Here is a 14,916-nt window from a genome sequence, read left to right as displayed (position 1 = left end):
AGCGAGCTGTCAGGCTGTGCTGATGAGACACTCCAATCAGCGAACGTGTGCGTCCACGCGCGACTGAGGGCGGACAAGGTTCCTACGGTGCTTGTGGCTGCTCGGCACTCGCCGGCTGGGCGGACGATTCCGGCAGCTGGACAATCTCCGGATCGTCGCGGAACAGATACTGGGCGAACGTATGCAGGTACTCGCGCCAGTTCGTCCAGGTGTGACCGCCGTCGGTTTCTTCGAAGTCCACGTCAAAACCGTTTTCCTTCAACATGTCGACGGTGGCACGAGACGTTTCCAACAGGAAGTCGTCACGGCCGGTTGCGAACCAGACTTTCTTCAATCCCTGTTTGAGTTCCGAATCCTCCAGGCTGGTCTGGTGCTGCTCTCGCCAACTGGGGCGGTCCCCGTTGGGGCTGCCCGGGCCGCGGCCCGTGATTCCAAACACGCCCGAACTGAACACACCAACAAAGGCGTAGTCTGCGAGGTTTTCGAAAGCGATGTTCAACGTTTGGGCGCCGCCCATCGACAATCCGGCGATGGCTCGATTGGCGCGGCCGGATCGAACCCGATAGTTCGCTTCAATGTAAGGCCGAATCGCCTGGGTGAAGTCTTCGGAAAACTCATCGATCGGAATGGAATTGCGTCCGAATCGGAATGGACCGGTATGCCCGGCGGGCATCACCACGATCATCGGTTCCGCCTCTCCGCGGGCGATCAGCTGGTCCAGAATGTAGCCGGCACGGCCCACTGTCGACCAGGAATCGTCACAATCCATGGCCCCGTGCAGCAAATACAGCACCGGATAATCTTGCTGCGGGTCCATCGCGTAGCCGGGCGGAGTGTAGACGTGCATGCGGCGCATTCGATCCAGCGGCGTCGAGAAGTAGTGCACTTCCGCAACCGCCCCGTGGCGTTCTTTCCCGGCATCCATCCAGGTTGCCCCGGGGATGTGCAACAAGCTCCAGACGCCGGCATTGACCTCGCTGGTCGAGTTGTTCGCCGGATCAATCACGGATACGCCGTCGATATCAAAACGATAGCGATAGGCTCCCGCGGGTGTCTCTTTCAACGTGGTTTCCCAAATGCCCGCGTCATTGGTTTTCAGTTCGGCGGATTGTCCGAAGGCAAACAAGTCGCTGCTGGCCAATTGCACCGTTTCAGCCTTGTCGGCGCGGATTCGAAAGACGACGGATCCGTCGTCTTGGACCTCCGGTGATTCGACCGGCGGTTGAAAGGGTGCGCCCCCGTCCGGTTGCGCCGTCGCCGGGCGCATCCCTGTCGCCAAAGAACCGAACAGCGCGACGACCACGATCAGGCGAATGCTTTGTGGATGCACGATCCACCTCCGGCGGAAAACGAGAAAAGTAGAAAAGCAGGCTGACGCGGGGCTTCACTGTCTGTGGAACAGTGACACCATCCGGAGATGGTGCTTGCCAGGGGATCGCAAATGTGGAAGCTGCGTCGGGGAGGTTGGCAACGGCGGGGCCGCCAACAGCAGGCGTCCGTTCCGGCTGGGCTTCAAGCGAGGCGTCGCGAGCGCTCGGCGCGACGCCCCGCTATTGCCCGATCGCCTCAAGAGCCTCAGCGATTGCCTGTTTGACAACCATTGCGGACTCTTCCGAGGCGAGCCGTTTCTTCAAAGCCGGGACCGCCGGCTTGGCTTCAGCCCCCAACTTGCCGAGGGCATCGGCGGCCTGAAAGCGGATGATCTCGCGGTCGGCGCCCAGACTGCGAATCAACGCCGGAACCACCAGCTTGGCCACTTCCGGATCGTCGGGGTGAATGTAGGCCAGCGCCCAGGCGGCAGAAGTTGAATCGAACGCGTCACTGGACGAAACCAGCTTCTGCAATGCTCCGGTCGCATCGGACGCTTTGGGACCGAGTCGGCCGAGGGCGTAGATCGCGCTATTGCGAACGGATTCCTGATCAGAACTCAGCGACTGCGTCAGTCGACGGATGACTTCAGGCGTCGCTGCGCCGATTTCCGCTAAAGCCAACTGCAATTCGGCATTGAATTCGGGCGTGTCGTCGTTGAAGGCGCTGACCAGATCATTTGCCACCGGCGCGGCTTCGGGACCGAGTTTGGTCAACACGGCGATGGCAACCTCGCGGTATTCCGGCTTTTGCAACGCGGGGACGGCGTGATCCAAAACCTCAGGCCCCAGACTGGCAAGGGCGTCAATCACGTTCGCGAACACGGAGGGATCGGGATCGTTCGATGCGGCGATCAATGCCGGCCCCACCAACTCGGGCGGTGCTTCCAGCTTATGCAATCCCCTGGCCGCAGCCGATCGGATGATGGCTTTGTCACTTTTCAGCCCGGCGATCAGCTTTTCGACAGCCGTCTGCATCGCCTGAGGATTGTCGGGTGACTGTTTTGCCAGGGCCCAAGCAGCGACCATTGATAGTAATTCGTCGTCATCGCCCGCGGCGGTTCGCAGCGAGTCCGTCGCGCCGGTGCACCCAGTGGTACCGATGGCGTACGCGGCGGCGGCGCGGGTCACGTCTTGTGATCCGGAGTCGTTCAGAACCGTCGTCAGTGCCTGGCACGCCGGTTCGTCGGCTTCACCTAACGAGGCAACCGCCAGCATCGCCTGGATCCGGAGTTGGGGATCGGAGTCTGACCGAATCAGTTTGACCAGGCTGGGAAGCGTCTCCTTCGCGGGCGGTCCGATCTGCTCTACAGCGATTGCGGCCCAATAGGCGGCTCGGTCGTTGGCGAGTGCTTCCTGCAAGAACGGAACGGCCTGCTCGCCCATCTCGACCATGGTGTCGACCCCATGCATGGCAACCGACTGGTCTTCGTGGTCCAAGACGTCGACCAGCGCTTCGACGACCAGTTTGCGGTCAACCTGCAGCTGCCGAATCGACGCGACGGCGACACGAGCCACTCGAGCGTCCGAATCGGTCGCCAGCTTGACCAGGCCTCGGATCGTTTCCTCTGAGGGGTTCCCCAAGCGGGCCAACGTGCGTGCCGCTTGAGCTTTCACCACGGCGTTCTCATCGGCCAGCAAAGCAGTCAGTTGGCGTCGGATCGCGGCGTCATCCAGCCCCAAGGTTCCGATCGTACGGGCGCAGTGCCAGCGGACCTCGGGGTCCTTGTCCGACAATCCAGCCAACAGGGCGTCGGCGAACAATGAGGACGGGGCTTCACAGGTGGTGACGCCGTCGGCGGCAATGCATTTTTCGGTCGCGGTACCCTGCTTCAGGTCTTGCAACAGTTGCTGCGGGTTCAGCTGGTCAGCATGGACGGGTGCGGCGCAGAAAAGGGCCAACAACGGGGCGGCGATCCAGCGACGGCGGACGATCATTTGAGGCGACATGCCGGGAGTATCTCTTAGTGCGCATCGGGAAGGGCGGGGCGAATCCGTTCGGAAGCGAAACAGAGCAGGCCGTCCGACGGCTTGCCACTCACGTTCCGATCAGAGGCTCAGATCGTTCTCGAGTCGGCGGATGAACAGGATCGAGTCACGCAACGTGTTGAACACGTACTCGTCGCGTTTCTCGGTCAACACCTGTCGCCATTCCTTGGAGGTATTCACCGCGATCACGTAGTCATTGTTGGTGGCGATTCCGTCGGCGGCACGCTGGGCAAAGATTTTGTCAAAGACTTCGCGGTACTGGTCGTACTGCGGATCCTGCAGCAATTCAGGCCAAGTGATCTTTCCGCTGGAAGGATCCAGTTCCTCGGCGGTCAACGGCGTCAGCTCCGACGTTCTCCGAGCGCGATAATACGCTCGCTCTTCCTTTTCCGCTGCCTTGTATTGGTCGCGAAGCTTGCGACGCTCGTAATATGCAGCCGTCGCCTTGTTGCGGTTGTCGATGTACTTGGCCCGGGCGTCTTCGTAGCCGCTGAGCGCTTGGGCGTTCGCCAGGTTCGCTTCGCCCTGCGAGCGGATCACATCGGCCATGCCGCGGGCATAGCCCTCGGCCGCCGTCGACGCATGGTGATACCCGCCGCCGGCATAGCCACCTCCGTAGTACCCACCACCGTACCACTGACAGAATGCCTGATCCGCCAACGGCAAGATCCAAAGCGACGCTAGTAACAGAGAGCGAATCATACCCACAGAACCCGTTGTAGAGAGAAGGGCAGCGATCAGGGGCCGCTGTACCGGCGCGCTGGCGACCGGTCAGCATTCTAGAAACGATAAATGCCTGCAACAAGCCTGTCAAATCGGCCCGGTCCGTCGACCTCGCGGCCGCCCGGTTCGCGTCCAGCATCCGATCTCAACCGATCGTGATCGGTGCTTCTCTCGAAGACGTTCGACTTTCTCTGGAATAGGAGCGTGAAATCACAGCGGCACGATAACCGCACGGTGTGTGCGGCGGCGGCTCAGATGATCAGCCGAGCACCGCACAGATCAGCGACCCGGTAGTTCAGATGGCCGGTGGGCGAACCGATGAACATCAAGTTCGTCGGAATGTCCCACTGCTCCGAAAGTTGTTCAATCAATTCCGGAGTGAACTCGCCTTCGATCGCCACGAACTCGATATCGATGTCGGGGTACACTTCGTCCAGAAAACGGATGTGTTCTGACAACCGCGGGGGTAATTCCGATTGGGGCTGGTGGACGTGCACGAATTTGACGCGGTTGGTGTGTTCATTTTCCTTGATGTACAGCATCACACGGTTCAGGTTCTCCACGTTGTCGCCGCGGGTGAAGAAGACGAACTGTTGCGCCCGGATCCGGTCCAGCAGCTTGTGCACTTTCTCGTCCAATTGATTGACGCGTCTGGCGATCCGGGTCCACCAAGCCGCGGTCGGGCGATCGTTCTGCTTGATCGCTTCATGCTTCTGGCGACGCACTTTGTTGCGCACCTCGTCGACGAAGAACACAATCAGTTCCAAGATCGGATCACGCATCAACATGATTGTCACGATCACCACGGCCGGCACCAGGTATTCCAGGAATACGATCAGGTAGGCTTTGTTCAGCCGCGCGTTGCCCAGCAGCGCAATGACGACGGCGGTCAGGGCGACCAGCACCGTGAGGTAGCTGGCGCGGATCGGCCGCGGAAGCCGAGCGCGTTTGACCTTCAACAGCAAGTTGCCGATGGCGAACAACGCCATCACCGACAAAAAGGACAGCGTGTAAACGGCCGCCAAGGACTGCAGGTCGCCGCCGGTGATCAATAGCACCGAAACCGACAGGATGAAGAATAGGATGATGATCCGGTGGGGCGTGCCGAATCGACTCTCCGCCAACAGAAAACTGGGCAGACAGCGGTCCAGCGTCATCCGTTTGACCAAACCGGTGACCCCGACGTAACTGGTCAAGGTGGCACCGCTGAGCACCAAGACCGCATCGACGCTGATCAACCAGGAAAACCAATTTCCCGCTGCGACGTCGCCCATGTGTGACAACAAGGTGGTCTGGTAGACCTGCTGGACCTCCGCGACGGGCACCAGCGCCAGTGCCAGAATGGCCATCCCCGGGTTCAACACCGTGACCGCCAGCCACATGTTTCGGAGCGTCTTCGGGAAGACGCCGTCTTGCTGTTCTTCGACGAAGTTGGCGGATGATTCAAATCCGGAAATGCCCAACATCGCGGCACTGAATCCGAAAAACAATGCTTGCGCCACGCCGCCCGGAACTGGCGACGCAAGGTTCTGCATCAGGACGTCGGTCCCGACGGTAAAGATCGCGAAGGCGCCCAGGATCAACAGCAGGCCCATCGACGTCATGTGAAACAGGAAGATCCCGATCGCCACGACAGCCGATTCGGTGATCCCGATCGCCGTCAGCACCATGAAGAACGCCAGCAGGCAGATGGTTGCCGGAATGATCGGCAGCGCTTCCCACATCGATTCCAAATAGTGCATCGCCTCGTTGGACGAGATGACGGCGGTCGCCATGTAGGAAAGCACGGTCAGGCAAGCGGCAATCGACGCCCGATACTTGCTGGTCGTGTTCAGCAATGCGTTGTAGGCCCCGCCGTTAAGCGGCATTGCCCCAACCACCTCGGCGTAGATCGACCGAAAGAGATACAGCGTCGCCGCCACCAGCAACAAGCAAACCGGAGCCCACCGTCCGGCATAGCTGATCGCAAGCGCGGACACGTACAGACAGGACGACGTGATGTCATTTCCGCAGATTGCGGTGGAGGCAAGCTGACCGAGCCGATGCGGTTTGGTTTCCGTTGGCGCGTCGCTGTCTGACAAAGTTAAACTCCTCAATTCACACCAAGGTCTGATCCCAGGGGCCGGTGATCGCAAACGTGATTCCGGGCGTCTGGATGTTCACAAACAGCCATTTTCCGTCCGGGCTGAATGTTGCCCCGGCCCATTCCTTGGTGCGAAAGTCGCCTTCCATTCCGTTGCGTTCGCCTCTCAGCCGGACGTTGTTCTCCGCCAGCAAAGAGAGTTGCCCGTCCTGTGATAACGCAAACATCCGTTGCGGATACTCGTTGGCCCCGTAGTCATTGTCTTCGCACAGCACCAGCCCGCCTCTCGGGCTGACGCACAGGTTGTCGGGCATGTTCAGTTCCGGCTTACTGGGCGATTCAAAGAGCAGCGTCAACGTTTCGTGGGCGGGATCGTACTGCCAGATTTGGCCGGCCGATGCGGCGCCTCCGCTGGTCGCATCGAAGTACACCAGTCCGTTGCCATACCAGCAACCTTCCAAACGTGAGAACATCGACCCACCTTTGGCTTGGCCCTGTTTGAAAACACCCAGCTCATCACCGAGCACGGGGTTGTCTTTGGAGACTTGCGATTCGCTGCCCGGCGAGTGAGCTCGGGTCGGGTCATCAATCGTGTGCCAGCGAACGTCAAAGGTTGTCCCGCTAGCGAAGCCGCCGCGCAGATCCGGTTGCCCGACCACCTCGGCCATTTCCAACCGGCCGCCGGCGGCAAGTTTTCCCGGAACGTCAGGAACATAGCGATAAAACCCCGCCGTGCCGCGGTCTTCGGTCTCGTAGACAATCCCGGTCTTGCGATCGATGGCCACCGCTTCATGGACAAAGCGTCCCATTTCCGGGATGGGTTGCGGTGTGCCCGTATTCGCCGACCGCTCCGGAGAAACTTCAAAGACCCAACCGTGCTCCTTTTGAAAGCGTCGTTTCTGCTGCAGCTTGTAGGGATCGCGGTCATTGGGACCCAGCACCGTTTCTTCGCACGTCAGCCAGGTGCCCCAGGGGGTGATTCCCCCGGCACAGTTGCGGCTGGTCCCCGACAGACTGACCCAGCTGTCCAGCCATTCTCCTTTGGCCAGATCGAATCGCAGGTTGGTGCAACCACCGCGGGCATAGGCGTCAAACGGTTTGCCCCCGGGATGTGACAGGCAGGGCCCGTCGTCGCTGATCTCATGGTTGCGGCACAGCGTCACGACGTCCCCTTCCACCGACACCACGCCCATGCCGTCGTGGGCGGCCGGCGTCGGGGCCGAATCGCTCATCCGATCCCCGGTCCAACCGAACGTGCGATAGCGAAAGCCTTCCGGGACTCGCAACAGCGGCAGACCCGTCGTTTCGTCGGCAACCTCAACCAGCGCCGTTGACCGGCTGACAGATTCGCCATGCGCGAACCGACCACCCAGCTGGGCCCATGCGGCCGCGATCCCAAACGAAGTGGCTGCGGCAAAGTTGTCACTCAGAAACTGACGTCGGTTTGAAGATCTCAACGGTCAACCTGGGGATGGAAGGGAAAGAACCTGGGCCGGAGATTCGAGCAGATTTCCCGCCAGAATCAATCTGTAATCGATTGACTTTCACCGGCTGTTCCTTTCCGTTTTGCCCGACCGAAATCGGTCCCATCACGGTCTGCAAAGAATTGCAGTGGCGGCGTGTCACTCGGGGTCACGGCTGCGGCGTCAGAAAAGCCAGCAGGTCGCGTAGCTCGTTGATGCTGATCGTTTTTTCCAGTCCCTCGGGCATAATCGACTGATCGCTCATCGAGTGGAATTGGATGTCTTCCAAGGCGATTTCAAACCGTTTGCCGTCGGTGCCTTGGAAGGCCAGTTTACCGCCGACGCCTGGGGTGGGCGTTTTCAGCCCGTTCAAGACGTCGCCGTCGACGGTCAAGATCTTCCATGGCGTGTACAGCGGTCCGATTTCTCGGCTGGGTTTCAGAATCGATTCCAAGACGCGCTGCCGATTTTGGCCCGCCAGCGACGTCAGCTCGGGACCGGTCGCTGCACCGCGTCCGGAGTGGGTGTGGCAACTCTGGCAGCCTGCTCGCATGAAGACCCGCCTGCCCGCGTCCGCATTGCCTCCGCTGCCAACCAATTGCATCCAGGCCTGGATGTCTTCAGCCGCCGGGCGCGTTTCTCCCGTGACGGATTCAGCGGATGCGTTGACCCGTTCCAATTCGGTTTGGACTTCGGCGGGCATGCGGTCTTGATCGATTCCCGCGGGCAGCAGGATCTCCGTGCGCCCGCCGGCCGCGAGCGCGGCGACGGCGTCGGCACGCCGATCGGACGGCACGTCCGAATCCGTCATCACCGATTGCAAAACTTCCACCGCGCTCTGGCTGGATCGATCGGCCAACAAACGAATCGACTCTCGGGCGAGCTTGCCCTCGCTGTCAGATCGAATCCAAGATCCAAGTTCGTCGTCGGTCGGTTCCTTGCTCTCGGCCGGTAGCATCTGCACCGCCAGCGCGCGGATCGCGGCGGATCGCGATGCATCGGACGCGATCTCGTCAAGCAGTTTCTCGCGTGCCGGGTCACGGACGCCGCGTGGGGCCGTTTCATCGCGCACATGCGTGATCCCAGCCACGCACGCGGAAAACAACCGGGGCGTCAGATCGTCGTCTTGAAGCAGCGTCTCGAAGGCCTCCAGCCATTGCGGTTGCTGAAGTTCGGCTGCCCAGCGGACGGCCACCAAACGTGTCTGCTCCCCGTGCGTCGAAAGCGCCGCATGAATCAACGCGTCACGACGTGACGGCTGCACCGACTGCGGATCACACATCGATCGCCACCGCCAGGCGGCAAGCAGTCGTGATCGCCCCAAATCGCTGGGCACGTTTTGCAGCGTCAGGGAACCCAAACGGTCGGAGTCGGCGAGGGCAGCAATTGCTGCTTGAGCGATGAACGGATCCGGGTGATCCAGCGCGGCAATCAGCTGGGAGACAGACTCCGACGACCGCAAGGCGTCCGCACGATGTTCCCGGTGCGTTTTCGCAGCGATCGATGATTCAAACGCTTGTGATCGATCCGGTGGCACCAACCGCCACAGTCGGCCGGTTTGATGGACCGCATAGTCGCGGCGGACCCAGTCGGTGAAGTAGATCGAACCGTCCGCCGCCTGCGCCATCCCAACGGGACGAAAGTTGGTGTCGCCCTGCACCACCACTTCGGTCCGGCTACTCCAACTGGCTCCGCGAGGCGATAGCTGGTAGGACTCGATTCGGTTGTCACCCCAACTGGTCACCCACAAGCGGTCGCCGACCGGTAGCACGGCGCAGGGAGCTTCCCCCGTGCCCGCGGCATACGGCAAGGTCCCCGGCAGTTCGCCGTTCCAGGCTTGCAGCGGATGTGTGCCGGCACGGCCAAACCGGAATTGGAATCCGTAATCTCCGGACGGGACGACGTGCAGCAGGCGACACGGCGGCATCGCATCGGGGTCGTTTCCGACGGTCCACAATCGGCCTCTGGAATCGAAGCACATCCCGAACGGATTCCAAAAACCGGTGGCAACGCGTTGCAGATCGGATCCGTCCGGTCGCAATCGAAAGATGTTGCCTCCTTCGCCACCGCCAACTTGCTGCGACCCGTCGGCTGCCGTCAGCTCATACGGCTCACCAAAGTTTTCTCCTTGTCCGACATACAGGTAGCCGTCCGGACCGACGGCGACTCCCGCCAGCCCGTTGTGTGGGTACTCGGCCTTTGTTTCCAACCGCAGCAACACCTCCCGCCGATCCGCAACGCCGTCACCGTCCTCATCGCGCAACCGGGCGACGTCACTGCGTGTGGCCACGACAATCCAATCGTCGGCAAGCAACACCAACCCCATCGTCGCTCTCCCGCCCTCGTAGAACAGGGACTGTTGATCCAACGTGCCGTCGGAATCCGTGTCGGCGAAGGCATGGATTCGATCCGTCTTTGGCCCCGGATAGTCTTCCGGGGGAAAGTGCGTGTGCGACTCGATCACCAACAGCCTTCCCCGAGAATCCAAACAGCAAGCGACCGGTGTCACCAGATCCGGTTCGGCGGCCACCAATTCAATCGACCAACCGTCCCGCAAGACCTTGGGAGGTTGCGGCGATTCCGCGATGGTGACATTCGTGCCGAAAACGGACGGTACCCCGATCCAGAGCAATAGAAACAAGCGCGCGGGGAAGGATCTCATTGATAGCGACTCCAGGTTCGTGGACAGCGCTGACAGAAACGTGCCGCGTTGAGTGTAGCAGGATGCTCCGCATCATTACGGTCCCGGTCCGACTCGGCGAAATGGAATACAAACACGCAAGAGATTTGCCGCTGGAACGCGCCAGCTAGATTTCAAACGTGCTCTGCCGGCACTTCGTCTGGCGATCCCGCCTGCTCCGCCGTCGCGTCATTGGATGCCGCGTCGTTGGAAGTCGAAGGCTTGCGACGCTTGCCACGAAACAAGGCCAGCAGCGGCGGCAGGAACAGCAGGTCGCCGACCAGTGCCGATCCGATGGTCAGGCAGGCCATGGTGGCAAAGATCCGTTGCTCCCGCAGACCGCTGAACACGACCGTGGAAATCCCGACGACCAAAATGATCGTGGTCATGATCAACGCCACCCCGGTGCCGACGAAGGCTGATCGGATGGCATCCAATTGATCGTGATCCTGCAAATCCTCTTGGTATCGCGTCAGGAAGTGAATCGTATCGTCGACCGCGATGCCCAAGCAAACGGTGAAGGCGCAAACGCTGGCGATCTCCAGTGGCTCATGGGTCAGCCACAAGTAGGTTCCCGTAAACGCCAGCGGAAACAAGTTTGGGATCAGCGAGATGAGACCGATTCGCAGCGATCCAAACGCCAGCGTTAAGACCACGAAGATGACCACCGCCGCACTTCCCAGGCTGTAGATCAGATCCAGCACGACCTGATACAGGTTTTGCCAGCGTCGGACGGCACCGCCTTCCATCCAGATCTGATAATGCGGGTGTTCCCGCTGCAGCCGACGCAAATCCTGTTGCACGCTTTCGAACACCGGCGCGTAGGCGGCGATGCCGACGTCGCGGATGCGAAAGTTGATCACCGCTTCACTGATGGCGGGATCATAGAAGGCCGTCTTCAGCGGCGTCGGCAATAATTCGCTTAGCGACATGCGGTCGGACGCGGTCGGGTCACCCGGCAGCACATCCAAAAAACTTTTTAACGAGATCGGGTGCCCGATCAGTTCATGTCGATCCAGCGCCGCCTGGGCCCCAGAGATCACTTGGAGTGTCTCGTCGGGATCCTCATTGCCGGTCCAGCGAATCTGAACCTGCGAAACGGAGGTCCCGCCCATCGTGTCCTCCATCACTTGAAACGCCCGCGAGGCCTCCGAATCGTCCGGCAGGTAGCTGAGCACGCGTTCGTCAGGACGTAGCTGCAGCGAAATGCCCAACAACAGCAATGTCCCCACGATCGCCACGCAGCTCATCAGCTTCGGACGTCCCAAGGTCCAATCAACGATCAGCCCGATCCGAGCCAGGCTGCGGTCGACGACGCCGTGACCGTGGCCGAAATGCAAGTTTTGCATCGGCCGCGTCGAACACACCAGCGGGATCACCAACACGACCGCCAGGAAGGAAAGCAACACGCCAATCACGCAGCTTTGTCCGAACTCGCGGACCGCCTCGTGGTTGGCCAGGGTGAGCGCCCCCAAACCGATTGCGGTCGTCAACGACGTCAGAAAACAAGCCACACCGACTTTGCCGATCGCGCCGGAGGATGCCTCACGCGGCGAATCTCCAGCGGCGCGACGGCGACGAATCTCGATCATCAGGTGGACGCTGTCGGTAAACGCGACCAGGCTGATCAAAACCGGCAGCACGACGTCATTGAACGGGTTGTTCTGCAGGTCAAAGTAGCGGAGGCAGCCGAGCGTCCAGAAAACTCCCAGGGCGGGAACCGCCGCGACCACTAACACGGCTTTCAATCCGCGAAACAAGATCAAGCCCATCACCAGAACCATCGAGTACCCGATCAACTGGAACCGTGTTTGGTTCCGATTGCGGGTTTCATCGATTGCCAACAACGTCGGCACGCGGCCACCGACCAGAAAGGACAGACCGACGTCCGGATACGTCGAGGCGGCTTGGGCGGCCGTCTCGCGCAACAGTTCGGTGCACTGACGGTCGTCCTGCACGAACAACCAGTCCAGATCGATCAACATCAGCATCGTCCGCCCGTCCGACGAAAGGAGTTGGCCGCCGATCAACGGGTTGGCAAGGGCCTGGGCCTCCGCTCGCTGGAACTTTCGGGGCGACGCGGAGCTTTTGGGAAATGCTGATTGCCGCAAGCTGAACAGATTGATCGGCGGCGCGTCGTCAAGCCAGAACAAGTCCTCCACGACGGGTAAGTCGCGGAGCGATGCGACGACATCTCGAACCGCCTCGCTGGCGCGTGGCGTGAAGAACGAGCCTCCCTGGACGATCAGCACCACGTCGGAGTTCGTCAGGCTGATCTTATTCGGCGGAGACGGCTCCGCAGCTTCTGTCGAGTCAGGCTTCGCGACCTCCGCCGGCGGATTCTTCTCTTTTGCCTTGTCGGACCGAGACACGACCTGGGTCACCGATGTCCGGGCGTGCGGACGCGCATAACCGACGATTGCCACCGCCGTCATCGCCAGAACGAACAGGGTGACCCAGACCGGATGGTCGCTGGTCCGGCGCAGGAAATTCGCAAGTCTGCGCGTCATCGAGCCAGTCGTACCGATGCTGCCCTTGCGATTTCCGCGCGCGTCAGCGTTCCATTGCCGTCCAGGTCCAGGTCCTTGAACCCGAAAGAATCAACGCTGGTGGGAAGCTCCATGCGATCGACGTGGCCGTCCCGATTCTGATCGAACCTTTCAAAGTAGTCGTCGACAAACGCCTTCACCTGTTTCGACTGCTGATTCAGGTTTGCGGGGGCGGATTCCCCCGTGGATGCCGGTCGCTTTCCGCCGCGTTGGGCATCGCGAGGGATCGCAACTTCAAAAAATGCGATCGCCATTTCTTCATCCGTCTGGTCTCCCCAAAACACGTGTGCCGACGGATCCGGATTCGCAAAATTGTCCGACGAATTGTCAAAGCTGGCTTGAAACGACAGCCGGTCGACCGCTGACAATTGGACCGGCTCTTCGAACGCGTACACGTGCTGCCAGTTAAAATCGTAGGCCGGCACCGATAACAGCTTTTCCTTGGTCGCACCACGCTGCGAGAACAATTCGAAACTCTTGCCGCGAAGGTGCATGTGGGGTGCCACCGCCAGCAAGATCCCGTCATCCGGCAAACCGTCCCGCGAGGCGGTCACGACATGATCGGCCGTGTGGGGCGGGATCTCGAAATCGTGATTGATCGCCGTCAACGTCACGACTTCGTGTGACACGGTTTCCGGTTCGGCAAACCACAGGCCGACGCGCGTGAGGTCTTCCTGGGGACGGCCGGTCGGCGTGTAGTGCATTTGAAACACCAACTTTGAGCCGGCGGGAATGCGGCGGGCGTAGCCGTCAGGAAATGCCGCCCCCCGTTGCCCTGGAACATACGCCGTCAGCCAGCCGATTCCGCGTGCATTGAATCCGTCGGGCGGGCGGATGAAGACGATGCAGTGGTGGACCACCTGGCGGTTACCCGGAATCACTTGGGCTCCGGCAATCCAGACGTCGTGGTCCAGTTGAGGATCGACGACGTAGTACTGGTATTCAACCGTCTGGTCCGCGGGAACTTGAAAGGGTCGATCGGACATTTCCAGAATGCGGTCCGGCGGACTGTCAAGCTGCCACGGCGTGTTGCGCTGGGTCGCCACGGGCGTCGGTGAACTCGGATCCGGCAAATCGGCTGCGTCCCCGAACGGCATGCCGCCTTCGACCCATTCCCGCAAGATTTCTTTGTCTCGCCGCGGCATCTGTCGCGCGTTGCGAAAACTCCCGACTTCGGGATCGGCATTCCATGGCGGCATCCGTTTCTGGTCGATGACCTCCATCATCATTGGCCCCCAACCGACCACTTCGTCGTAGTCGGTCAGCTCGAAGGGGCCAATCTCGCCACGCCGATGACATTCGACACAGTGTTGATTCAGGATCCGCGAAACCTCCTTGGCGAACGTGACATCGGTGGTGGCTTCGCCTCGCTGACTGCGGCCGATCAAGCATCCCACCGGCGTCGTCTTTGCAACCGAGACTTCCTTCCCGGCCAGGGCTTCGTCGATTGCCTGCTTCAAATCGTGTCGCGTCTCACCGGCGCGGTTGACGCCGGGTTGAAAATCGTTGTCGATCCGCCCGCGGTACCGGACCTGCAATTGATCGTCCAACAAGACGACTTCGGCGGTTCGCTCGGCCTGGAATTGATCGGCCACTTCGTTGCCGTAATCTTTGGCGATCGGATAGCGAATCTCGTGCTCGTCAGCAAACGCGCGGAGGTCTTCGACGGAATCCTGGGCGCTACTGGCGACGCCGACGACGGCCAGGCCCGAATCGGCGTACTCATCGGCCAACCGTTGCAACCGGGGGGCATACAGCTTGGCCAGCGGGCACTCGGTGCTTAGGAAGAAAACCACCGTCAATTCGGCGTCGTCATCGGAATCCACGTCCACCGTCGCCCCGCCAACGGTGGGCAGGGAGAAGGCGTGTGAGACCGGATCGGCGCTGGGAGTCGCCGCCTGCACGTCGCAAGACAGCCCGATGATGTGCACCACCGTGATGGCGAACAGCCAAGCGAAACCCGTCGTTCGGAAAACCATTCGAAACCTCATTTCCGTCGGCAAAACCCAATCATACCAAAGTGCTCCCTGATCGCGATGCGGTGCATTTCGGTCGCGATCCC

At 60.7% G+C, this 14,916-nt stretch carries 8 protein-coding genes; all 8 read right to left on the bottom strand.

Features of this window, described 5'->3' with window-relative positions:
• Positions 1-82 precede the first annotated feature (82 nt).
• A complete protein-coding gene (locus FYK55_RS23375) occupies positions 83-1,330 on the bottom strand; it encodes an alpha/beta fold hydrolase (protein WP_150079044.1) in 1,248 nt (415 codons plus the stop codon).
• 220 nt (positions 1,331-1,550) lie between these two features.
• A complete protein-coding gene (locus FYK55_RS23370) occupies positions 1,551-3,317 on the bottom strand; it encodes a HEAT repeat domain-containing protein (RefSeq protein WP_150079043.1) in 1,767 nt (588 codons plus the stop codon).
• A gap of 99 nt (positions 3,318-3,416) precedes the next feature.
• Entirely contained in the window at positions 3,417-4,058 is a 642-nt protein-coding gene (locus tag FYK55_RS23365) for a hypothetical protein (RefSeq protein ID WP_150079042.1), read from the bottom strand.
• A 272-nt stretch (positions 4,059-4,330) separates the two neighbouring features.
• Complete coding sequence (locus FYK55_RS23360) at positions 4,331-6,160, bottom strand: APC family permease (protein WP_150079041.1); 1,830 nt, start codon at positions 6,158-6,160, stop codon at positions 4,331-4,333.
• 16 nt (positions 6,161-6,176) lie between these two features.
• On the bottom strand, positions 6,177-7,619 hold the full coding sequence (locus tag FYK55_RS23355) for a PhoX family protein (RefSeq protein ID WP_150079040.1): 1,443 nt from the start codon (positions 7,617-7,619) through the stop codon (positions 6,177-6,179).
• Between the two features lie 175 nt (positions 7,620-7,794).
• Positions 7,795-10,287, bottom strand: a complete 2,493-nt coding sequence (locus FYK55_RS23350; RefSeq protein ID WP_150079039.1) for a PVC-type heme-binding CxxCH protein — start codon at positions 10,285-10,287, stop codon at positions 7,795-7,797.
• Positions 10,288-10,439: 152 nt separating this feature from the next.
• Complete coding sequence (locus FYK55_RS23345) at positions 10,440-12,815, bottom strand: efflux RND transporter permease subunit (RefSeq protein ID WP_150079038.1); 2,376 nt, start codon at positions 12,813-12,815, stop codon at positions 10,440-10,442.
• Positions 12,812-14,833 carry a redoxin domain-containing protein gene (locus tag FYK55_RS23340; RefSeq protein ID WP_150079037.1) on the bottom strand — a complete coding sequence of 674 codons (2,022 nt, stop codon included), beginning with the start codon at positions 14,831-14,833 and terminating at the stop codon, positions 12,812-12,814. The genes FYK55_RS23345 and FYK55_RS23340 overlap by 4 nt, the downstream gene beginning before the upstream one ends.
• Between the last annotated feature and the right edge of the window lie 83 nt (positions 14,834-14,916).

This window comes from Roseiconus nitratireducens (assembly GCF_008629675.1).
GTDB lineage: Bacteria > Planctomycetota > Planctomycetia > Pirellulales > Pirellulaceae > Stieleria > Stieleria nitratireducens.
The sequence above is the reverse complement of the archived record's forward strand: the minus strand, read 5'-3'. Positions and strand labels throughout refer to the sequence as shown.